This is a genomic window from Pannonibacter sp. CBAS1226, assembly GCF_055685825.1.
Genome location: NZ_JBVOUO010000002.1, coordinates 1 through 20,301 on the forward strand (window position 1 = coordinate 1; position 20,301 = coordinate 20,301).

The 20,301-nt window shown below is 62.8% G+C and carries 21 protein-coding genes and 1 riboswitch; of the genes, 9 read left to right on the forward strand and 12 right to left on the reverse strand.

The window, feature by feature from the left end:
- Window positions 1–306: 306 nt before the first annotated feature.
- Complete coding sequence (locus tag AC0CMF_RS07030) at window positions 307–756, reverse strand: group III truncated hemoglobin (RefSeq protein WP_094462355.1); 450 nt, start codon at window positions 754–756, stop codon at window positions 307–309.
- Window positions 757–956: 200 nt separating this feature from the next.
- On the opposite strand from AC0CMF_RS07030, the gene AC0CMF_RS07035 reads away from it, so the two are divergent.
- From AC0CMF_RS07035 to AC0CMF_RS07055, 5 genes are all read left to right on the forward strand, one after another.
- Window positions 957–2,084: a glycosyltransferase gene (locus AC0CMF_RS07035; RefSeq protein ID WP_050472253.1), complete on the forward strand. Its 1,128-nt coding sequence runs from the start codon at window positions 957–959 to the stop codon at window positions 2,082–2,084.
- Between the two features lie 13 nt (window positions 2,085–2,097).
- The gene (locus AC0CMF_RS07040; RefSeq protein WP_374629771.1) at window positions 2,098–3,630 is read left to right on the forward strand and encodes a glycosyltransferase family 39 protein; all 1,533 of its coding nucleotides are present in this window, start codon (window positions 2,098–2,100) and stop codon (window positions 3,628–3,630) included.
- A 111-nt stretch (window positions 3,631–3,741) separates the two neighbouring features.
- Complete coding sequence (locus tag AC0CMF_RS07045; protein WP_374629772.1) at window positions 3,742–4,539, forward strand: ChbG/HpnK family deacetylase; 798 nt, start codon at window positions 3,742–3,744, stop codon at window positions 4,537–4,539.
- A gap of 232 nt (window positions 4,540–4,771) precedes the next feature.
- Window positions 4,772–5,461, forward strand: a complete 690-nt coding sequence (locus AC0CMF_RS07050) for a Crp/Fnr family transcriptional regulator (protein ID WP_058897870.1) — start codon at window positions 4,772–4,774, stop codon at window positions 5,459–5,461.
- 21 nt (window positions 5,462–5,482) lie between these two features.
- The gene (locus AC0CMF_RS07055) at window positions 5,483–5,899 is read left to right on the forward strand and encodes an acyl-CoA thioesterase (RefSeq protein WP_019963192.1); all 417 of its coding nucleotides are present in this window, start codon (window positions 5,483–5,485) and stop codon (window positions 5,897–5,899) included.
- Window positions 5,900–6,182: 283 nt separating this feature from the next.
- Here the strand turns inward: AC0CMF_RS07055 and AC0CMF_RS07060 are convergent, their stop codons facing one another.
- Complete coding sequence (locus AC0CMF_RS07060) at window positions 6,183–6,470, reverse strand: hypothetical protein (RefSeq protein WP_050472028.1); 288 nt, start codon at window positions 6,468–6,470, stop codon at window positions 6,183–6,185.
- A 70-nt stretch (window positions 6,471–6,540) separates the two neighbouring features.
- Window positions 6,541–6,652: riboswitch (SAM-I-IV-variant riboswitch) on the reverse strand.
- Window positions 6,653–6,773: 121 nt separating this feature from the next.
- Between AC0CMF_RS07060 and AC0CMF_RS07065 the strand changes: the two genes are divergently transcribed.
- Window positions 6,774–7,775 carry a hypothetical protein gene (locus AC0CMF_RS07065; protein ID WP_374629773.1) on the forward strand — a complete coding sequence of 334 codons (1,002 nt, stop codon included), beginning with the start codon at window positions 6,774–6,776 and terminating at the stop codon, window positions 7,773–7,775.
- Between the two features lie 10 nt (window positions 7,776–7,785).
- On the opposite strand, the gene AC0CMF_RS07070 is transcribed toward AC0CMF_RS07065, so the two are convergent.
- Window positions 7,786–7,992: a SlyX family protein gene (locus AC0CMF_RS07070; RefSeq protein WP_050472026.1), complete on the reverse strand. Its 207-nt coding sequence runs from the start codon at window positions 7,990–7,992 to the stop codon at window positions 7,786–7,788.
- Window positions 7,993–8,161: 169 nt separating this feature from the next.
- Between AC0CMF_RS07070 and AC0CMF_RS07075 the strand changes: the two genes are divergently transcribed.
- Window positions 8,162–8,866 carry a glutathione binding-like protein gene (locus AC0CMF_RS07075; protein ID WP_058897868.1) on the forward strand — a complete coding sequence of 235 codons (705 nt, stop codon included), beginning with the start codon at window positions 8,162–8,164 and terminating at the stop codon, window positions 8,864–8,866.
- Window positions 8,867–8,922: 56 nt separating this feature from the next.
- Here AC0CMF_RS07075 and AC0CMF_RS07080 read toward each other — a convergent pair whose 3' ends face one another.
- The 6 genes from AC0CMF_RS07080 to AC0CMF_RS07105 form a co-directional block, all read right to left on the reverse strand.
- Entirely contained in the window at window positions 8,923–9,471 is a 549-nt protein-coding gene (locus AC0CMF_RS07080; RefSeq protein ID WP_050472024.1) for a hypothetical protein, read from the reverse strand.
- Window positions 9,472–9,540: 69 nt separating this feature from the next.
- On the reverse strand, window positions 9,541–10,104 hold the full coding sequence (locus AC0CMF_RS07085; RefSeq protein ID WP_374629774.1) for a hypothetical protein: 564 nt from the start codon (window positions 10,102–10,104) through the stop codon (window positions 9,541–9,543).
- A 267-nt stretch (window positions 10,105–10,371) separates the two neighbouring features.
- Window positions 10,372–12,012 carry a chaperonin GroEL gene (gene groL, locus AC0CMF_RS07090; protein ID WP_050472022.1) on the reverse strand — a complete coding sequence of 547 codons (1,641 nt, stop codon included), beginning with the start codon at window positions 12,010–12,012 and terminating at the stop codon, window positions 10,372–10,374.
- 56 nt (window positions 12,013–12,068) lie between these two features.
- Window positions 12,069–12,356, reverse strand: a complete 288-nt coding sequence (gene groES / locus AC0CMF_RS07095; RefSeq protein ID WP_019963183.1) for a co-chaperone GroES — start codon at window positions 12,354–12,356, stop codon at window positions 12,069–12,071.
- A 250-nt stretch (window positions 12,357–12,606) separates the two neighbouring features.
- Window positions 12,607–14,037: a sigma-54-dependent transcriptional regulator gene (locus AC0CMF_RS07100; RefSeq protein ID WP_374629775.1), complete on the reverse strand. Its 1,431-nt coding sequence runs from the start codon at window positions 14,035–14,037 to the stop codon at window positions 12,607–12,609.
- A gap of 242 nt (window positions 14,038–14,279) precedes the next feature.
- Window positions 14,280–14,927 (reverse strand): hypothetical protein, encoded by a 648-nt coding sequence (locus AC0CMF_RS07105; RefSeq protein ID WP_374629776.1) that lies wholly within the window; start codon window positions 14,925–14,927, stop codon window positions 14,280–14,282.
- A 280-nt stretch (window positions 14,928–15,207) separates the two neighbouring features.
- Here AC0CMF_RS07105 and AC0CMF_RS07110 point away from each other — a divergent pair, with 280 nt between their 5' ends.
- Window positions 15,208–16,806, forward strand: a complete 1,599-nt coding sequence (locus AC0CMF_RS07110; RefSeq protein ID WP_374629777.1) for an EAL domain-containing protein — start codon at window positions 15,208–15,210, stop codon at window positions 16,804–16,806.
- Window positions 16,807–17,061: 255 nt separating this feature from the next.
- On the opposite strand, the gene bfr is transcribed toward AC0CMF_RS07110, so the two are convergent.
- From bfr to mutY, 3 genes are all read right to left on the reverse strand, one after another.
- A complete protein-coding gene (gene bfr / locus AC0CMF_RS07115) occupies window positions 17,062–17,550 on the reverse strand; it encodes a bacterioferritin (RefSeq protein ID WP_019963179.1) in 489 nt (162 codons plus the stop codon).
- 122 nt (window positions 17,551–17,672) lie between these two features.
- Window positions 17,673–18,218, reverse strand: coding sequence for a 2OG-Fe(II) oxygenase (locus AC0CMF_RS07120; RefSeq protein WP_123193622.1), 546 nt, complete (start codon window positions 18,216–18,218; stop codon window positions 17,673–17,675).
- Between the two features lie 119 nt (window positions 18,219–18,337).
- On the reverse strand, window positions 18,338–19,435 hold the full coding sequence (gene mutY / locus AC0CMF_RS07125; protein WP_374629778.1) for an A/G-specific adenine glycosylase: 1,098 nt from the start codon (window positions 19,433–19,435) through the stop codon (window positions 18,338–18,340).
- 192 nt (window positions 19,436–19,627) lie between these two features.
- On the opposite strand from mutY, the gene AC0CMF_RS07130 reads away from it, so the two are divergent.
- A complete protein-coding gene (locus tag AC0CMF_RS07130; protein ID WP_374629779.1) occupies window positions 19,628–20,152 on the forward strand; it encodes a DUF721 domain-containing protein in 525 nt (174 codons plus the stop codon).
- Window positions 20,153–20,301: the final 149 nt, after the last annotated feature.

Consider the following 20,301-nt stretch of genomic DNA (forward strand, 5'->3'; position numbering starts at 1 on the left):
TCGTGGGGAGGGGTAAGGGGTGGGGGGGCTCTGAGTCCGCAAGATTTTGAAAAAATTAGCTTTTCCTGAAGAGGCTGGAGAGGGGAAGAGAAGCTGTCTGTAATCAATGGAGACTTTGCCAGACGGAAAGGTCTTTCCCCCCACCCCCTTGCCCCTCCCCACCAGGGGGAGGGGGGCTGAAACGCCGTGCCGGAGTAACGAGACTTCAGACCTTCCCCATCTGTCTCTGGCTTCATGCACGAAGCCTGCATATCGTAGCTCAAGGTGGAAAAAGGGCGCTGTGCTCAAAAGAGAGTGCCTTCTCCCCTATTCCTCCCCGAACAGAAATCCCGGCGGGCGGTCGAAGGGGGTGCCGAGCATGGCGAGCCAGAGGCTGGTGGCGATGCGCTCGGCCTGGCGGATGACGATGGCGGCAGCTTCCGGATCGGCAAAGACGTGGCGGGCGGTGGCGCGGAAGAGGGTGAGCCAGCGGCGGAAATCATCGCTTTCCACCTCCTGGCGCATGGGCAGGTGGGCAGGCACCGGGCGGCCCTTGTATTCGCCGGTCTTCAGCAGCACGGAGCCCCAGAAGCCCTTCATCCGTTCCAGATGCGCGTCCCAGTGCCCGGCCATGCGGGCCTCGAAAATGGGGCCGAGGCGTTCATCAGTGCGCACGGCATCATAGAAGCTGTCCACCAGCGTGTTGATCTCATCCCGCGTGATGCTTTCATGCATGGGCACGCGGGTGACGGCGGGGCGGATATCGACAGAGGTCATGGCCTGCTTTCCTGATCAGGCCGCCAGTCTAGCGGCGAGCCTTTGCAAAGGCACGGCAAAAGCTGCGCGGGCGGCAAGGGGCCGCAGGCTGGCGTCAACCGCGCCTCGCTTGCAAATGGCGGCCTTTTGGCTATGTTCCCGGCCAAACAGACCGGCAGGCAGATGGCCGCCGCAAGATGATTGAAGAACGGATTTTCCGCATGGATGTGAGCCTGAACCGGACAGAGGCGCAACGCGGCGCCGCGCCGGAACTCACGGTGGTTCTGCCGACCTATAATGAGCGGGGCAACGTGCCGCTGGTGATCGCGGCACTGCGCAAGGCGCTGGAAGGCGTGGCCTGGGAAGTCATTTTCGTCGATGACAATTCGCCGGATGGCACCGCCGCTGCAGCCCGTGCCATTGCCGCCGAAGATCCGCGCATTCGCGTCATCCGCCGTGTTGGCCGCCGGGGCCTTTCGGGTGCCTGCGTCGAAGGCATGCTGGCGTCGTCTGCCCCCTTTGTGGCCGTGATGGATGCGGACATGCAGCATGACGAGACGCTGCTGCCGCGCATGCTGGCGGCGCTGCGCTCCGGCGAGGTGGATCTGGCGGTCGCCAGCCGCAAGGTCGAAGGCGGCGATATCGGCGAGGGCCTGTCCGCGATCCGCAAGGCGGGCTCCAACTTCGCCAACGCGCTGGCGCGCAAGCTGCTGAAGGTGACGCTCTCCGACCCGATGAGCGGCTTCTTCATGCTGCGGCGGGAAGTGGTCGATGAACTTGCTCCGCGCCTCTCGGCGCAAGGCTTCAAGATCCTGCTCGACATCGTGGCGAGCGGCGAGGGGCGCCTGCGCATCCGCGAGCTGCCCTTTGTCTTCCGCGAGCGGCAGGAGGGGGAAAGCAAGCTCGATACGCTGGTGACGCTGGATTATCTGGGCCTTCTGGTCTCGAAGTATCTGGGCGACATGGTCTCCGTCCGCTTCCTCATGTTCAGCCTTGTGGGCGCCAGCGGCGTGCTGGTGCATCTGGTGGCGCTGCGCGCGTCGCTGCTGGCGCTGGAGCTGGACTTCAACCAGGCGCAGATTGCCGCGACCTTCGTCGCCATGACCACCAACTTCTTCCTCAACAACCAGCTGACCTACCGCGACCGGCGGCTGACAGGTCTTGCCATGCTGCGTGGCCTCGTCACCTTCTATGCGGTGTGCAGTGTCGGCGTGCTGGCCAACGTGGGCGTCGCAAACCTGATCTATGAAAACGAGCCGGTGTGGTGGATTGCGGGCGCTGCCGGTGCGGTGATGGGCGCGGTGTGGAATTACGCTGCCTCCTCCGTCCTGACCTGGCGCAAGTCCTGAGGGTGAAGTGATCATGGCTGGACAGACGGGCGCATTGGGAACAGGCCGCGAAAGAGTGGCAGACCTGCCGCTGTGGCTGCAGCCGAAGCTGCTTGTCCTTCTGGTGCTGGCGCTGACGGCGCTGCGACTGTGGACGGGGGCCAGTGCCTATATCGTCGAGGACGAGGGCTATTACCGGCTCTGGGGCCTCTATCCGGCTTTCGGCTATTACGACCACCCGCCGATGGTGGCCTGGTGGATCTGGCTGGGCCAGCAGATTGCGGGTGACAACGCTCTGGGGCTGCGGCTCGTCAGCATCCTGTCGGCGGCCATTGGGTCGCTGGCGCTGTGGCGCACGGCCTTCCTGCTGTTCGGCCCGCGTGTGGCCGGGCTGTCCGTGCTGTTTCTCAACGCGACGCTGCTCGTCGGCATCGGTGCTGTGCTGGCGACGCCTGATGCGCCTTCCGTGTTCTTCTGGGGCCTGACGCTCTGGGCTCTGGCGGAACTCACCGCTTCAGGAAAAGCCAACTGGTGGCTGGCAGTTGGGCTATTCGCAGGTCTTGGGCTCGTCTCCAAATATTCCGTGCTGTTCCTTGGCGCCGGGATCGTGCTGTGGCTGCTGATGCCCGCCAACCGCCGCTGGTTCCTGTCCTGGCAGCTGTGGGTGGGCGGGCTCATTGCTCTTGCCGTGCTGTCGCCGGTGCTGATGTGGAATGCGGGCCATGACTGGGCTTCGTTCTACAAGCAGTTCGGCCGCGCCGGGCGGGGTGACTGGACGGAAAAGTTCATCATCGAATTTATCGGCGCCTTCCTCGGTCTGCTCAATCCGCTGGTGGCCATTCCGGCGCTGGCCGGGCTGTGGCAGCTGGTGCGGCGCATGGGCAAGGGCGAGACAGGCGCCGGGCTGATCGTGCTGACCACGCTGCCGTTCCTTGCCTATCTGCTCGTCCATGCGCTGCATTCACGTGTGCAGGGCAACTGGCCGGCACCTGTGTTCCCGGCCTTCTGCATCATGGCCGCGGTGTTTGTGGCTGCAAGCACAGCACGCTTCTGGCGCAGGCTTGCAGCGGTGGCGATTGTGCTGGGGCTTGGGCTTGGTACTGCGGTACAGGTGCATGCGGTGTCGCCCTTCACCGGCAAGTTCGCCCGCAAGGACCCCACGTTCCAGATGCGCGGCTGGCCGGAAATTCATGACGAACTGCGCCAGATCGCTGATGCGCAAGGGGCGGGCTACATCGCCACCATGGGCTACGGCCTCAATGGCCAGATGGCCTTTGCCTTCCGGGGTGAGATCCCTGTCATCCAGCTCAATGACCGCATCCGCTATGTGATGATGCCGCAGCCGGGGCCGGAGCTGTTCTCCGTGCCGGGGCTCTATGTCACCGAAGCACGGCGCGATGCGGCCGAGCGGCTGTCGGAGACCTTTGGCCGGGTGGAGCTTGTGGCAACCCTCACGCGCAAGGTTGAGGGCGTGCCGCTTGAGGACCTCTTGGTCTATGTCATCGATCAGCCGGAAGGCCCGCCGCTGGAGCCGATTGATCCCGCTCTCTGGATGTCCGCGCAATAGGCTGATGCCGCGAGGTTATGCCTGAATTTCTGTTTCCGATTGTATTCCAAGCCTTTTTGCGGTTAGCAAAGAGGCATGGTGCCCCGCGATAAATTGCGGGTAGGGGGCGGAATGAAACGGATCACCCTGGCGGCAGTCGATTATGGCTTCGCGTTCGGCACGGACCGGGCGATCCGCGAGCTTTTGGCGCAGGGCCGCCTCAGCGCGGTGGGCTGTCTTGCTTTCTCCGAGTTGTGGCGGCGTGAATATGCGCCCTTGCGCGAGGTCGTGGATGGCGGCGCAGGTCATGCACTGGTTGGCCTGACCCTGACGCTGACAGGCGCCTTCGGCATGCCGATGAGCCCCCGCTGGCAGCAGGAACTGGGGCCATCCTTCCGCAGCCCCGGCTGGTTCGCCCGCCGCGCAGGCTTCGGGCTGCTGCCCGACGAAATCATCCTTGAGGAGATGGCTGCCCAGCTCCGCAGCTTCATCGTGTATTTCGGCGCTGAACCGCAATTCATCACCCTGTCCGATGGCCTGATGCGCCACCGGGCTCTGGTGCGGCTGCTGGCGCGGTCGGTGGAGGCTGAGGGCCTTGCCACCCGTCCGCTTCTCATCTACCCGCAAGGGGAAGGGCGGGCGCTGCGCCGTTTCAGCCGCTTTGCGTTGAAGCTTGGCTTCCCCGTTCTGGCCAGCGGCCCCATGCTGCCGGACCCGCCAACCGAGGCGGAACTGCAGGAGGCGCTGAGGCATCACTTCGACGGACTTCCCGAAATGGCTTTCGTCGTGGCGCGGCCTGCGATCATCGATGACCGTCTGCGGCGGCAACTGCCAAAGGCGGAGCTTGCAAGGCGCGAGCGGCATTTTGCCGTGCTCAAAAGCCTCAAATTCTTCAACACACTGGCAGAGAAGGACATCTTCCTTTACTGAAGGTGTACCAGCCGGTTTTCTCCTGCCAGTCCTCGATCTGCCTTCCGCAAACGGAAACGGCTCCAGTGGGGGCTGGAGCCGTTCTTCGGGAGGAGGCAAACAGCTCTCGCTGTCTGCTATTGTGGATATGGGCAGTTTTTGCGAGATTGCCAGAGGCAGGGTAGACAATTTTTACTGGGCAGGCGGGCGGCGCAGGGCCGTGTGTCTGCCATGAGCCAAGGGGCAGCGTCTCGTGTCGGATCTCAAGGGTTTTCTCGACAACAGCTTCACTCTCGAGGGGCTGCCGTCAGAGCTGGCGGACGGGCTCACCCGTCTGGCGCGTCCGATGAAGGTGAACCAGGGAGCGATCCTGTTCGAGACCGGCGATCCGGGCAATGGCTGCTACGCCATTCTGGAAGGTTCCCTCAAGGTCTCCATTCTGTCCGTCGAAGGGGATGAGCAGCTGCTCGCCGTGCTGGGGCCTGGGGATCTGGTGGGTGAACTGGCGCTTCTCGACGGGCGGCCGCGCTCGGCCACCGTCACGGCGCTGAAGGCGGCACGGCTCGCCTTCATCGACAAGTCCGCTTTCGAGCGCTTTGCCGATGAAAATCCGCAGCTCTACCGCCACATGCTGTCCATCGTCGGCAAGCGGCTGCGCCAGTCCAACGATGTTCTGGCCGCCCGTTCCTTCCTCCCGCTGCCGGGCCGCGTGGCTCAGACGCTGATGCAGCTGGCGGAGACCTTCGGCAAGCCGCTGGATAACGGCCGCATCCTCATTCACTACAAGCTCAGCCAGTCCGAGATCGCCAATATGGCAGGCGCTGCGCGCGAGAATGTCAGCCGCGTGCTGAACGACTGGAAGCGGCTCGGCACGATCAGCCGCATTTCCGGCTATTATTGCCTCGAGCGCCCGGAAGTGCTCAAGCAGGCAGCAACCCTCTGATTTTCCTCCCCACCGTCTTTCATGGAGAGCCATGTGACAGCCACTTCGGACGCAGAAACCGAACAGCCAACCGGTGACCTGACCCTTCGCACCATGGCCATGCCGGCCGATACCAACGCCTCGGGCGACATTTTCGGCGGCTGGGTGCTGTCGCAGATGGACCTTGCAGGTGGCATTGCCGCCGGCCAGCGCGCCAGTGGCCGCGTTGTGACCATTGCAATCGACCGGATGAAATTCATCCGTCCGGTGCATGTGGGTGATGTGCTGTGCATCTACACCCGCGTTGGCCGGATCGGCCGGTCCTCCATGGAAATCAACATGGAAGCCTGGGCCCTGCGCCACCGCTATGGCCAGCGGGAAAAGGTGACCGAAGCGATGTTCACCTTCGTCGCCGTGGATGAGGATGGCCGTCCGCGTCCGGTTCCGGCGGAGTGCTGAGGTCAGCTCCGGGTGAGCCGGGCTCATTGAGGGGCGGTCAAGCCCGTGCGGCGCCTGAGCGATTTCAAGGCGTGATGCGTCGGCATCGAAAGCCTTGGCATCAGTCCATTGGTGAAAGCCTCTCCACTTTCGTCTTGCCATGACGAACAGAAAGAAGAAGCCGGTCAGGCAGTCCTGACCGGCTTGTGGCCTGTTTGGGGGCAGGCGGAACAGCACGAAGCGCAAGGCTTTTCAGCCATGGCACGTGAAAATAGCGTGGTTCGGGAACGGGTTCCGCGGCGGTTCAGCCGGGAAAGCTCTGCCGGGCGCGACGCTCGAGATCGGCGTAAAGGCTCTCGTCGACCGCTTTGGAACAACCTGTGTTCCACAGTGCGATCAGCCCTTCCACCCGTGTCTTGCGCATCTCTGAGGTCAGCGGCGCATGTGTACGGCGGAGCGCGGCGGTCAGTTTCAACTGACGCAGGCGCTGCAGGACATAAAACTCCGAGGCGGTCAGGGAAGAACGGGCGGCAGGTGCGGCCAGGTCCTTCAGCTGTGCCCCGGCCAGGACAATCTGGACGGATGCGTTCACGGCGTTACTCTCTCTTCTCGACATTAAAAAATCCTCCTTCGGTTGCCCGAGGAGGACTGGCGCATTGACGTTCTGACCGCTTGGTTGCCCTGGGTTTCCCCATGGCCACATCCCTTTGCGGGGACCACCTTGCCCGGCCGGGCAGGTTGGCGAGGGCGCCAGCCCTTCTCTTGATGATGCGGGCTTTATGGCACAAACCTTTTGCGGGGTCAATCAGCGGGAATTTCACGTCTGCCTCCCGCTCTGCGTCTAGCTGACAGAGCGAAAATCCGGCCGAGCCGCCGCCCTTTCCGGGAGAGTCAGATGCCCCAGCAGACCGATGCCACCTTGCAGATGATCGATGCGAACAATGCGGGCTTCGGCACCGTGCGGCTGGATCCGCGGGCGGAAAGCAGCAACTACGAGGACCATCTCGTGTTGCAGGGCACTCAGTTGCCAAGCACCTATTACGGATTGGCGGGGTCGGACAATACGACCCGGTTCAGGCCGTTGCATCAGGCTGGCTTTCTGGCGACTACGGCCCGCACGCGCGTCTATTTTGCGGTGGCGGGGATGATCAATCAGATCACCAACCCGCGTACGGCGCTTTCGTCCAGTCTTCAGCAGGTTCAGGGGCCGGTCTACAAGAGCAAGTATTATGTCTTTGTCCGCCTCGGCGTTTCCCTTGCTGATTTTCAGGCGACGATTGCCGCCATGATTGCAAATGCGCAGGCGATCACGACAGGCGATCTGGTGGACATCAATGGGCGGTCGCAGGCAACGGGCCCGACCGGCCTCTACTATGTGAATGCAGGGGCGCTTGAGGGCACATTCTGGGCGCGCAAGAATGCAGGTTGGGAAAGTTCGTTCTTTCCATCCAAGATCAACAAGCGCCTCCGGCCGCTCTGTCTGATGGATTTCCGCATTCAGCCCAATCAGGTTGCGACGGCGCAGGGCACGGGAGCTGCCTATGCCGCCAGCATTGCGCTGGTGCCCACGGCGCGCAACCAGGTGCATACGGGCCATACGCTGATGACACCAGCCGCGCTTGCCAACTGGTACGCCGGCCAGAACTTTGCCTCTCTGGCTGGCAATGTGGCTGGTGCCACGATCTGGAACAAGTATGACTGGCTTGGCCAATACCAGCAGAATGCGTCCTTTGCGACGAACAACTATGATGTCGCAGGTCCGCAAATCGCCAGCGGTAACGAATATTACGCCCGTGAGTTCTTCAATCTGTTCCCGGTGACGAACCCGAATGCCAATGCGAAGACCGCGCAAAGCCAGTCCATCGTCTCGATGATCGATGGCTTCGTGAACAATTGAGTGTTCGCACTCAATAATGCGGCGGGCGGGTGACGGGATGGGCGGAAATGCCCGTCTCGATCAGTTCGTCGATCTGGTCCGTCATTTCCCTCAGCTTGCGCGTCAGCCGCTCGATCTGCTTGCCCTGCTCGATGACCACGGCGTTGAGGTCGTCGATGGTGCGGATGGCATGGGCAAGGCCGATTTCCAGATTCACGACGCGGTCTTCATCCATCATGGCAAGGGCCTCTCGTGATATGTGGCCGCTTCTCAGCCGCAGGTTTGGAAATTCTGACAGGGTACGGTCTTGGCAGGGCGGACAGGATGCTTAAGTTAGACAAGCGGGGTGCTCTGCCTCGCGTCTTATCTCCCCTCCCGCCCTTTGGCACAAGAGCGAAAGCCCGAACATGACAAGCCTTGCGGATTTTCCGATCACCCGGAAGTGGCCGGCCCAGCATCCTGACCGTATCCAGCTTTACTCCCTGCCGACGCCGAATGGCATCAAGGTCAGCGCCTTCCTGGAAGAAGCGGGCCTTGCCTATGAGCCGCATCTGGTGGATTTCGGCTCCAGTGACCAGATGACGCCCGAGTTCCTGTCGCTGAACCCGAACAACAAGATCCCCGCCATCATCGACCCCAATGGCCCGGACGGAAAGCCTTTCGGCATCTGGGAATCGGGTGCCATCCTCATCTATCTGGCGGAAAAGACGGGCCAATTCCTGCCGGAGGATCCGGCCGGGAAGTATGAGACCATCCAGTGGCTGATGTGGCAGATGGGCGGTCTTGGCCCCATGTCCGGCCAGCTCGGCTTCTTCCACAAATTCGCGGGCCGCGAATATGAGGACCGCCGCCCGTTCGAGCGTTACCGCGACGAGGTGAAGCGCCTGCTGGGTGTGCTCGATCAGCGTCTTGAGGGCCGCGAGTTCATCATGGGCGCGGACTACACCATCGCCGACATGGCCTCATGGCCCTGGCTGCGCACCCTCTCCGGCTTCTATGAGGCAGCAGAGCACGTGGACCTTGCCACCCGCAAGAACGTGCTGCGCTGGTTCGAAGCCTGCATGGCCCGCCCGGCCAGCCAGAAGGCGGTCAATATTCCGGCGCGGGGCTGAGAAACAAGGATCAGTCCGGCCCGGCGCGAAGGCCGGGCCGGTCTTCATGACGCCGATCACGCAAAGATCTGCCACCAGGGGGCCCAGCCGGCCGTCTTCATCTGAGTAGGAGACACCTGCGCCGTCTTCTGGTTGATCTGGCCCGTCAGCGTCAGCTGTGTCTGCAGCGTTGTGGCATTGATCATCGTGCAGCCGAAATCGGCCGGGTTTTCGTCCGAAAAGCTGTTGTAGAAAACGTAGAGCCCGATGGCCGGGCTATCGCCGAAGTAGCCGTTCTTTGTGGTGGCAATCAGCGTGTTCATCTGGTTGATGTCGATCGTGTAGAACGGGAACCTGTTCACGACATCGAGTTTCTTCGCCTGCACCAGCAGGACGGAGCCCTTGTAGTTCCAGATCCAGTCGCCGCCGAATTCGATCTCCAGCTTGGCGCCTTGAAGGCTTGTCGTGCCGAGACCGAGATTCTGGCCGGTCGACTGATCATTGATCACGGCGAGATTGACACTCGTGATCGCGTCTTCCCGGATCACCTCGCCCAGATTGGATGAGGCCTTCATGATGTTGTAGGTCCAGGTGGACTGGGTCTTGAGAACGTCGGTAAGAGACATGGACTGCTCCCTGCGCTGGTCTGTCTCTTGCCTTGACGCAGGCAGGGCAGGGCGCGTGAGCATCCCGCCTCACTTCAGCGGAAACATCTCGTACCAGGGCCGGGCGCCCGCATGCCGGGCCTCCTCAAGCGTGACGATGGCCGGGCGGAGCGTCAGCCGGTTGCGGTTGAACAGGAAGTCCTGCATCCGCCGCGCATCGATGAACAGGCAGCCTTCGTTCATGCGGTGCTCTGGCCCGGTAAAGCTGGTGTAGAGCACGAAGACCGGATGCACGTGCCGGTGGCCGTGTGAGGCGGCTTCTGCCGCCGCGATCAGGCTGCGGATGCCGTCAACCTCGAAGGGAAAATAGCTCAGTCCCAGATGCCGCTCGCGCTCCAGCCGCAGGGCGCGCACCAGATAGTGCCGGTCCTCCAGGCTCCACGCCCAGCTCGCCCCCAGATCCTCCGCAAGGCCGGGGTCCTCCTGCCAGGCTGTCACCAGCCCGATCTTGGCCGACCGCGTCATCTGGTGGATCGTCACCAGATTGACCGTCGTCAGAAACGGCTCCGCCACATGCGCCCCAAGATGGGCGGTGGCTTCCATGAAGTCCGAGGTCCAGACCGACCTCTCGGCGAGAATTTCCTGAATATTCATGACCATCCCGGCCCCAACTGCCCTGCCTTGAAGGACGCTTGCGGGGGAGGGATGTGAATATAATCCGGTAGGGGATTTGTGGGCGGCCATGCAAAAAGGGCGGCCCGAGGACCGGCCTTTCCGTATTTCGAGGCTGATGGACTTCTTAGAAGTCCATGCCGCCCCCCAAACCCGCGCTAGCGGGTTCAAGACTTAGTCTGATGGGCGGCCATGCAAAAAGGGCGGCCCGAGGGCCGCCCTTTCCGTATTTCGAGGCTGATGGACTTCTTAGAAGTCCATGCCGCCCATGCCGCCCATGCCGCCGCCCGGCATTGCCGGAGCGTCCTTCTTGGGCAGCTCGGCAACCATGGCGCCGGTGGTGATCAGCAGACCGGCGACGGAAGCGGCGTCCTGCAGGGCAGTGCGCACGACCTTGGTCGGGTCGATGATGCCGGCTTCGATCATGTTGACATAGGTCTCGGTCTGAGCGTCGAAGCCGAAGGAGACGTCGTTGTTCTCCTGGATCTTGCCGACGACGATCGAGCCTTCCACGCCGGCGTTCTCGACGATCTGACGGATCGGGGACTCAAGAGCGCGCAGGACGATCTTGATGCCGGCCTGGATGTCAGCGTTGTCGGAGGACAGCTTCTCGACAGCAGCCTTGGCGCGCAGGAGCGCGGTGCCGCCGCCCGGGACGATGCCTTCTTCGACGGCCGCACGGGTCGCGTTCAGGGCGTCGTCGACGCGGTCCTTCTTTTCCTTCACTTCGATCTCGGTTGCACCGCCAACGCGGATGACGGCGACGCCGCCAGCCAGCTTGGCCAGACGCTCCTGCAGCTTCTCGCGGTCGTAGTCCGAGGTGGTTTCCTCGATCTGCGCCTTGATCTGTGCAACGCGGCCAGCGATGTCGTCCTTGGAGCCAGCGCCATCAACGATGGTGGTGTTTTCCTTGGAGATGGAGACCTTCTCGGCGCGGCCGAGCATGTCGAGCGTGACGCTCTCCAGCTTGATGCCGAGGTCTTCGGAGATCACCGTGCCGCCGGTCAGGATGGCGATGTCTTCCAGCATGGCCTTGCGGCGGTCGCCGAAGCCCGGAGCCTTGACGGCAGCGATCTTGAGGCCGCCGCGCAGCTTGTTGACGACGAGGGTCGCCAGAGCTTCGCCTTCGACGTCTTCAGCGATGATGAGGAGCGGCTTGCCCGACTGCACCACAGCTTCGAGAACCGGCAACATGGCCTGCAGGTTGGAGAGCTTCTTCTCGTGCAGGAGAATGTAGGGCTTCTCCAGTTCGGCGAGCATCTTCTCGGCGTTGGTGACGAAGTACGGGGACAGGTAGCCGCGGTCGAACTGCATGCCCTCGACGACTTCCAGCTCGGTCTCGAGAGACTTGGCTTCCTCGACGGTGATCACGCCCTCGTTGCCGACTCGCTGCATGGCTTCGGCAATGTCCTTGCCGACCTGCACGTCGCCGTTGGCGGAAATGGTGCCGACCTGAGCGACTTCTTCAGAGGTGGTGATCTTCTTGGAAACCGAGACCAGGTACTTCACGGCTTCGGCAGCAGCGAGGTCGATGCCGCGCTTCAGATCCATCGGGTTCATGCCGGCGGCAACAGCCTTGGCACCTTCCTTGACGATGGACTGGGCCAGCACGGTGGCGGTGGTGGTGCCGTCACCGGCGATGTCGTTGGTCTTCGAGGCCACTTCGCGCACCATCTGGGCGCCCATGTTCTCGAACTTGTCTTCCAGCTCGATTTCCTTGGCAACCGACACACCGTCCTTGGTGATGCGCGGAGCGCCGAAGGCCTTGTCGAGGACCACGTTGCGGCCCTTCGGGCCGAGGGTCACCTTGACAGCGTTTGCGAGGATATCGACGCCACGCAGCATTTTTTCGCGGGCATCAGCACCGAACTTTACGTCCTTGGCAGCCATTTTATCGTCTCACTCTAATTTGGGTTGATGTCAGTGAAATCCGGAGGTCCGCCTGATCAGGCGATCACACCCATGATGTCGGATTCCTTCATGATCAGCAGGTCTTCACCGTTGATCTTGACTTCGGTGCCGGACCACTTGCCGAAGAGCACGCGGTCACCAGCCTTAACGTCAACCGGGATCAGTTCGCCGTTGTCCTTGCGGGCACCAGCGCCGACGGAGACGACTTCGCCTTCCTGCGGCTTTTCCTTGGCGGTGTCCGGAATGATGATGCCGCCGGCGGTCTTCTCTTCGGAGGTTACGCGACGAACAACGACACGGTCGTGCAGCGGACGAAACGTCATTTGGCTCTTTCCTCTCATGCGGCGTGCCCCCATATGAAGCAGCACGCAATCCATAATGTTGATGGCTCGAGAGATCGCGGGTTGCCCCGCGTCTTGTTAGCACTCCTCAACAGCGAGTGCTAACAGCCCCCGATTTAGGAGCGCCTGCGGGCCTTGTCAATGCCGGACCAAACGAAAAAATCCTCCGGCTGATTGGCCGGAGGACTCGGGTTTTCGGACTTTCGGGGGTCTTGCGCCGCTCTGCCTGCGCTCACATGGCGGCAGAACGCTCCGACCAGGACTGCTTCTTGCGGTAGATGGTCGAGGGGCTGATCTCGAGCGCTGCAGCAGCCAGTGCGATATTGCCGTCAAAGGCATCCAGCGCGTCCTCGATGATCCGCCGCTCCTGCGCCCAAAGGGGCTCTATGGCAGCCAGCGGCCGGGCGCCGCGTGCGGGGCGGCGGCGCTCGCGGGCTTCATCGCTGCCGAGCCGGGCGCGGGCCGAGGCCTCCCGGATGAAATGTGGCAGCATGTCATAGGTGACCGCCGTGCCGTTGTTCATCACCACGATCTGCCGGATGGTGTTTTCCAGCTGGCGCACGTTGCCGGGCCAGGCATAAGTCTCAAGCCGCGCTTCCGCATCGGCATCAAAGCCGCGGAAGGATCTGCGGTCCTCTCCGGCAAAGCGGGTCAGGAACTCCAGTGCCAGCGGCAGGATGTCCTCGCGCCGTTCGCGCAGGGGCGGCAGATGCACGGGCAGCACGTTCAGCCGGTAATAAAGGTCTTCGCGCAGACGGCCTGTTGCGACCTCCGCCAATGGATCGCGGCTGGACGAGCACATGATACGCAGGCTGGACGGCGCGCCGTCCTCCGGCTTCGCCAGCCCCTTGTCCTGAAGCAGCAGCAGAAGCTTGGCCTGAAGCGACAGGTCCAGCTCGTTCACCTCATCAAGGAACAGCGTGCCCCCGGCCGCCTGTGCCGTGGCGCCAGGATAGGCCTCGCTGCCATCACCGAACAGCTCCGTGTCGATCCGCTCCACCGAAAGCCCGGCGCAGTTGATAGAGACAAAGCGGTTGCCGGCCCGGCCGGACAGAACGTGGATCGCTTCGGCACACAGGCTTTTGCCCGTGCCGGATTCACCCGTGATGAAGACCGGGGCATCAGACGGCGCAAGACGGCCGATCTGATTGTAGACGCCCGTCATCAGCTGTGATGTGCCGGTGAAGCGGCCGATGGGCGCGCGGGAGGCCGGATCCATCTGGCGCATGGCCGGGGTATCCCGGCGTGCGGACTGTGGCTGAAGCTGCGGGCGGCGGCCATCGAGCTGGGCCTGCACCTTGCTCATCAAGGCATCCAGCGTGAAGGGCTTGGCGATGAAGTCGTGTGCTCCGGCGCGCATGGCATTCATGGCCTGCGTGACGGAACCGTGGGAACTGGTGGCGATGATGATCGCACCGGGGCTGCGCACGGCAAAACGGGCAAGCGCCTCGTCTCCGCCGGCCGTCTCGATGTCGATGATCAGCACATCGGCCGAAGCGTCGCTCAGCGCATCGAGGCACTGGCGCGGGTCCGAATAGACCAGCGGCTCGGCAACAGCACCGCTCAGCCGCGCACAGACCGTGGCTGCACGGGTTGCATCCGCCGGGCTTGCGTCAAGAACGCGCACATGAATGGACCTTGTGAGGTCCGGAAGGCTCCCCATCCCCGGGTTACTCCCGCTCTTGTCAGATGTCTTCAGGCAGGTCTTGTCTGAACTGTCGGCTGAGTGTTGTGCAAACGTGGTAAACAAAGCGTTGTCAGCCTCGTAAATAGTGACGGCAACGCCATCCAATCGGCCGGGGGCTCAGGGTTTCATGGTTGATTTCTCTGCGGGATTTTCTCCGGCGCCGTGCGGCCCCGGCCAGAGCCACACCATATGATGGTGCTTTCGATGACTGGAACCGGCTAAAGGTGTGCGGCGGCGTAACCTGCGGCGAAGGCGATCGCCATCAGCGGAAAGAACACCGCCGGGCGCAGCAGAACGGCCGGAAAGCTGCGCGCTTGCGGTGTTTCCAGCAACTTTGCGGAAGAGGTGGGAGGCGTAAGCGCTGGATCGGCGGGGAGGGGCGGTTCTGACCCTGCCTCCGGCTTCGTTTCGGGGGCAGTTCCGGATTCCGGCACGGGCATGAGGTGAAAGCCGGGCTGGTAACTGCCCCTGGGGATGATGATGCGCACCGGATCGCTGTGTCCGGTGCCCGCATAATAATCCTCAAGGCGTTTGCGCAGTCTTGCCGCCTCCACCCGGACGATCGGGTCTGTGGCAGGGTTGAAACTGTCGTCCCGCCCCAGTGCCTGCGTGGCGATGGTGTAGCCCTTCAGGGGGACCGGCGGATCGGCGATGGAGGCTTCCACCACGAAGGTCAGGAACTGGCGCAGCTGCTGGGATGCCGAGAACTCCGGACTGCCGGTGATCTTGTGCAGGGCGAGGCGGACGAGGTCACGGTTGACGGCTGGCTGCGGGCTGTTGCCGGTGCCGGATGCGGGCCGAACGGTACCGCCTGCGCGGGCAAGGCGCGCTTCCGGTTCCCGTTCACTGGCCGACTGTCCTTCCACTCCGCCAATCTCCCCGCTTGTTCAAGAGATAGCGGGCCTCCCGTTTCAGCCCCTGGGGATAAGGCTATGGCTCTCGCAGCGAATTGCAAGGGTTTTTGCGGCTGGCCGTTGTTGCGTTGCAGGAAGGCCGCAGCGCCGCACTGTTAACCATTATTAATGCGCTTTAATGAGAACTAGGCAAAGTTTTCCCCGTAAAGGCGGGTTTGCGGAGTCGGAACTACAGCGGCTTTCGGGCAAAATCGTTAACAGAGTATTGATTCGGGGTAGTGCGGCCAAAGGCATGGGGCGTTTAGCGACCATCATCATTCTGATCTGTATGGGCGTGATTGCCCTGTCGGCCGCCGCTGTGCTCGTTTATCAGTTTGGCCGTCCGCCGGGGGAAGCGCTGTCGCTGTCGCTTGCGCTGATGTGCACCATGATCGTGGTGCAGGTGGTGCTGGGCCGTGGCCGCGACCGGGGCGAGGTCAGCGACGTTGTCGAACGTCTGGAAGACCGGCTGCTGGAGCTGGATGAGGACGTCAACAACCTCGAAGGCCGTCTGACGGGCGTCGAACACACCATTCCGCGCCGCACCCGTGAGGAAATCGATCCGTTGTTTGCCGAGATCGAGGTGCTGGGTACGCTGGTCAAGCAGATGGCGGAAGCCATGTCCGACATGGAAACCCGCATCGAGGACCAGCGCGCCATTGGCGGCCCGGCTCCCGTGCAGGGCCTTGCCTATCATGGCCAGCCTTATGAGCAGGCGCCGCAGCACATGCAGCCGCAGCTGGCTGCGCCCCAGCAGCCTCAGTATCAGCAGCCGGCCTACGCCCAGCAGCCTTATTATCAGGATGCGCCCCAGCAGCCGCAGGCCTATGCCGCGCAGCAGCAGCCGGCCTATCAGTCGCAGCATCAGGGGCATCACGCTCCCGAGCCGCAGCGCCAGCCGGAGCCGCAGCACGCGCCGCACCAGCCGCATCAGCATCAACCCGAGCACATGCCCGGCGGGCGGATCGAGCCTGTGTTCGGCGGTTTCGAGCAGCCCGGCTTCCGCAACGAGCCGGAGCCGGCTCGTCCGGCATTCCAACCGCAGGCCCCGGTTTCGCAAAAGACCGATCCGGCCATGCGCGAAATGATCCGCTCGGCGCTGAATGCCAACCGGGTGGATCTGTTCCTGCAGCCGATCGTCACCCTGCCGCAGCGCCGGGTGAAATATTATGAAGCCTTCACGCGCCTGAGAGACGGCAACGACCAGGTTCTGGAGCCGGCCGTCTTCCTGCCGGAGGCGATCCGCTCGGGCCTCATCCCGCGCATCGACAATCTGCTGCTGTTCCGCTCCGTGCAGGTGATCCGCCGCCTGACGACACGCAACCGCGATGCAGCCCTGTTCTGCAATGTCTCCTCCATTTCGCTGGCGGACGAGACGTTCTTTCCCGGCTTCCTGGAGTTCGTGCGCAACAACAAGAGCTTCAGCGACCTGCTGATCCTCGAGTTCACGCAGGACGATGTGGCGCAGATGGGCGTTGTGGAGATGGAAAGCCTCGGCGCTCTCGCCGAGATCGGCTTCCATTTCTCCATCGACCAGATCCATGACCTGAAGATGGACTTCAAGTCACTGGCCGAGCGCGGGTTCCGCTATGCCAAGCTGCATGCGGATTATCTCATCGGCCGCCGCAGCTCCGATCACGGGCATATCCATCCGGGCGATTTCGGCAATCTGCTGCACCGCTACGGCATGACGCTGATTGCCTCGCATGTGGAGACGGAATCGCAGGTGCTGGAGCTTCTGGACTTTGATGTCTCCATGGCGCAGGGGCATCTCTTCTCCCCGCCGCGCCCCGTCCGCGCCGAAGTTCTCCAGGGCATGCCTGCACCCGCGCCGCGTAAGCGCGCCAGCTGATGATGACGCCGCGCAAGCGGCTCGAGTTGTTTCCTCTGAGCATCCACCCGCGCCGTCCCGGCCTTGTGCCGGGACCTGTCAGGGATCCGAGGCCGTGACCGCCTGACGGGTCCCGGATCTTCGCTACGCTGCGTCCGGGACGGCGCGGTGTGGGCGGCTGGCTTTCCGGAAACAGAATGGCACCAAACAAAAAAGCGCGCCGGCCGGGGCCAGCGCGCTTCTTGGGATCTCTGAATGATCTTTGGGGCCTGATACTTATTCGCCGACTTCGTTGGCCGGTTCTGCCTGCAGCATGCCGTAGCGCTCTTCGCCGATGCGGCCGAGCAGCTCAAGCTGGGTTTCGAGGAAGTCGATGTGGCCTTCCTCGTCCTTCAGCAGCTCTTCGAACAGCTGCATGGAAACGATGTCGCCTTCCTCACGGCAGATCTCGCGGGACTTGGCGTAGGAGGTGCGGGCGTCATATTCGCCGGCAAGGTCACACTCGAGCACTTCCTTGATGGTCTGGCCAATCCGCAGGGGAGCCAGCTTCTGCATGTTGGGATGGCCTTCCAGGAAGATGATGCGCGACGTGATCTTGTCCGCATGCTGCATCTCTTCGATCGACTCGGCGCGCTCCTTCTTGGCGAGGCGCGTATAGCCCCAGTCATCCAGCAGGCGGTAATGCAGCCAATACTGGTTGATGGCGCCCAGTTCGAGGAACAGGGCCTCGTTGAGGCAGTCGATGACCTTGGGATTGCCCTTCATGATGAGACTCACTTCATTCAGCGGGGTTGAACTGGATCTACATTAGAATAATTCTACAGTGGCTGTCCAGCCCCTCCGGTTGAGGTTCCTCATTTTTCCCGTTGGTATCTTCACAATGGGTGTCAACGGAAGGATGGCCCATGGCACCAGCAGGTCAGTGAATAGCGCCGCCCGCTTGAGACCGGGGTAACCCGGTGCAGCATGAAGCTGGCAAAAAGCGTCGCAGAGCCCTGTTCTCTCGGTGCTGACCATTTGGTGCTGCCCAGATCAAGATCGAGGCTGCCGCCGTCATAGAGCGCGGGCGGTGTCAGCTGAACAACGATGGTGAGCTTGCGCTGGCGGGCGATGGCGCCGTCGCCGATGTCGGAATGCCAGTCGTAGTGGCCTTCATCCGTCTCGTCATAAGCGGCGACCTGCAGCCGCTCCTTGAAATCGGTGATGTCGAACTGAAAGGCCTCGCGGTTGGCCGCAGCGACCGTTGCAAGAATGCGGTCCATGACAAAGGCAGCGCTGCCTTGATCATCGAGCCAGGAGATCCGTGCGCGGCGGATGGTGTGCTGCACACCGCCGACCAAGCCCCCGTCCGTCATCTCCGCATTCTCGGCGAGGGCTATGATCTCTGCGCATTCGGCAGGGGTGAAAACGTCCTTCACAGTATGCTTGAACATGTGCCGATGACTTTCTGATCGACGCGAAATGGTGCGCGATCAATCCTGACGGCATGGAAAAAGCAAGAGGAATCGCAAAGCCTTGATCGATAAGGGAAAATAGCCGCGTTCGCAGGGCCTCACCGGCGGGCGTGCGAGATGATCTTGCGCATCACGGTCGGCAGGGCTTCGCCCTCCACATCGCCCGGTTCTGACCACCAGCAGCCTTCGGGCAGGGGCGTGCCGGCAGGCAATGTGGCGCTGTAGACGGTCACCTCCAGATGGAAGTGGGTGAAGGTGTGGGTGGCAACGCCCAGATGCTGGTGCCAGCGGGCCTTGACGGGGGCGGCTGAAAGCGCCGTCTCTTCGGCAAAATCCGTGCTCCAGACCGTGCCGGGCACTTCGGCCATGCCGCCCAGAAGCCCTTTGGGCGGGCGCTTGCGCAGGGTCAGCGCGCCATCGCCATCCCGCAGCATGACAAAGGCTGCGCCCCGCCGCGTCGGCTTTTCCGCCTTGGCCGCCTTGCGGGGCAGGGTGTCTGCAATGCCCTGACGGCGGCCCTCGCAAGGCGCGCTCCAGGGGCACAGGGCGCACGCGGGTCGGCGCGGGGTGCAGATGGTGGCGCCCAGATCCATCACGGCCTGGGCAAAGTCGCCCGGCCTTTTTTCAGGGGTCAGCGCATCCATCGCCGCACGGATGGCGGGCTTTGCGCCGGGCAGCGGCTCTTCGATCAGATGCAGCCGCGACAACACCCGCTCCACATTGCCGTCCACCACGGCAGCGCGCTGGTCAAAGGCAATGGCGGCGATGGCTGCCGCCGTATAGGGCCCGATGCCGGGCAGCGCCTTCAGGCCTTCCTCGGTCTCGGGAAAACGGCCGCCAAGCTCAAACGCGATCCTTTCGGCGCAGGCCTTGAGGTTGCGGGCGCGGGAATAATAGCCGAGCCCGGCCCATGCCTTCATCACGTCATCGGTCTCGGCGTTTGCCAGATCCGTGACCTTCGGCCACTTGGCGGTGAAGGCGAGGAAATAGTCCTTCACGGCTGCAACGGTGGTCTGCTGCAGCATGATCTCCGACAGCCACACCCTGTAGGGATCGGGGACAACGCCCACCGTCCGCTCATGCGGGGGCACGCGCCAGGGCAGGGCACGGGCGTTGCGGTCGTACCAGGCCAGAAGCTCTCGCGCGCGCTGAGCGGTGGCCTGATCCTGCAGAAGGGGCGGAGATGATGCGTCCATGGCGCAAAGCTTGGCCGGGAGCGGCGGTAAATCAAGGCTGCCCCAGTGCGGGAGCTGGGGAAAAGCAGGTGAAAATGCCCCGCCATTCTGGTGTTAAGAGGCTGGTCTTGATTTCGGCGCAAACTGCAAGGAGGAGTTTGACAGGCACATGCAGGCGCAATGCGCCGGCCGCAGAAGGAATTGGGCAGACCGATGAGCAGCTTGGGCGGATCAGGCAGACAGGGACGGGTGCAGTCGCGCCCGCTTGCCGATCTGATCGGCAAGGCGATGGAGCCCGTCTTCCGCAAGCGCGGCTTTGCCTCGGCTGATCTGGTGGCCAGCTGGCCGGACATCGTTGGCGACCGTTATGGTGAAAGGGTGCGGCCCGAACGGCTGATCTGGCCGCGCACGCCGGAACGGGATGGTTCGGGCGTGCCGGAGCCCGCAACGCTTGTGGTCAACACCGATGGCGCAACGGCCCTGATGCTGACCCATGACATGCCCATCGTGCTGGAGCGCATCAACGCCTATTTCGGCTGGGCTGCAATCGGCCGCATCCGGATCGTCCAGAAGCCGGTGACCGTGCCGGTGAAGAAGCAGCGGCCCGCCCTGCGCGCCCTGACGGATGACGAACAGAAGAAGCTGGATGCCAAGCTTGACGGGCTGGAGCACAAGGGCCTGCGCCAGGCGCTGGAGACCCTTGGCAAGCAGGTCATCGCCCGCTCCTCCGGCAGCTGAGCAGAGCCTTCAACAGGACAAAACACCGCTTGCCATGCGGTTTTCTGCCGCTGCGGCAGTCTTTCGATATCACGGACACGTGTGTTTCCCACTGCTGCCACAATTGCACTGTCCGGTTGACGTGTCCCTTGCAAGCGGGCACATGACTG

Excerpts from the sequence above, each read along its gene's own strand:
- AC0CMF_RS07065 (WP_374629773.1), top strand. The coding sequence starts at position 6,774 with ATGCCCCAGCAGACCGATGCCACCTTGCAGATGATCGATGCGAACAAT.
- AC0CMF_RS07035 (WP_050472253.1), top strand. The coding sequence starts at position 957 with ATGGATGTGAGCCTGAACCGGACAGAGGCGCAACGCGGCGCCGCGCCG.
- mutY (WP_374629778.1), bottom strand. The coding sequence starts at position 19,435 with ATGGACGCATCATCTCCGCCCCTTCTGCAGGATCAGGCCACCGCTCAG.
- AC0CMF_RS07080 (WP_050472024.1), bottom strand. The coding sequence starts at position 9,471 with ATGTCTCTTACCGACGTTCTCAAGACCCAGTCCACCTGGACCTACAAC.
- AC0CMF_RS07130 (WP_374629779.1), top strand. The coding sequence starts at position 19,628 with ATGAGCAGCTTGGGCGGATCAGGCAGACAGGGACGGGTGCAGTCGCGC.
- groL (WP_050472022.1), bottom strand. The coding sequence starts at position 12,012 with ATGGCTGCCAAGGACGTAAAGTTCGGTGCTGATGCCCGCGAAAAAATG.
- groES (WP_019963183.1), bottom strand. The coding sequence starts at position 12,356 with ATGACGTTTCGTCCGCTGCACGACCGTGTCGTTGTTCGTCGCGTAACC.
- AC0CMF_RS07070 (WP_050472026.1), bottom strand. The coding sequence starts at position 7,992 with ATGATGGATGAAGACCGCGTCGTGAATCTGGAAATCGGCCTTGCCCAT.
- AC0CMF_RS07040 (WP_374629771.1), top strand. The coding sequence starts at position 2,098 with ATGGCTGGACAGACGGGCGCATTGGGAACAGGCCGCGAAAGAGTGGCA.
- AC0CMF_RS07075 (WP_058897868.1), top strand. The coding sequence starts at position 8,162 with ATGACAAGCCTTGCGGATTTTCCGATCACCCGGAAGTGGCCGGCCCAG.
- AC0CMF_RS07045 (WP_374629772.1), top strand. The coding sequence starts at position 3,742 with ATGAAACGGATCACCCTGGCGGCAGTCGATTATGGCTTCGCGTTCGGC.
- AC0CMF_RS07055 (WP_019963192.1), top strand. The coding sequence starts at position 5,483 with ATGGAGAGCCATGTGACAGCCACTTCGGACGCAGAAACCGAACAGCCA.
- bfr (WP_019963179.1), bottom strand. The coding sequence starts at position 17,550 with ATGAAGGGCAATCCCAAGGTCATCGACTGCCTCAACGAGGCCCTGTTC.
- AC0CMF_RS07120 (WP_123193622.1), bottom strand. The coding sequence starts at position 18,218 with ATGTTCAAGCATACTGTGAAGGACGTTTTCACCCCTGCCGAATGCGCA.
- AC0CMF_RS07030 (WP_094462355.1), bottom strand. The coding sequence starts at position 756 with ATGACCTCTGTCGATATCCGCCCCGCCGTCACCCGCGTGCCCATGCAT.
- AC0CMF_RS07100 (WP_374629775.1), bottom strand. The coding sequence starts at position 14,037 with ATGGGGAGCCTTCCGGACCTCACAAGGTCCATTCATGTGCGCGTTCTT.
- AC0CMF_RS07085 (WP_374629774.1), bottom strand. The coding sequence starts at position 10,104 with ATGAATATTCAGGAAATTCTCGCCGAGAGGTCGGTCTGGACCTCGGAC.
- AC0CMF_RS07110 (WP_374629777.1), top strand. The coding sequence starts at position 15,208 with ATGGGGCGTTTAGCGACCATCATCATTCTGATCTGTATGGGCGTGATT.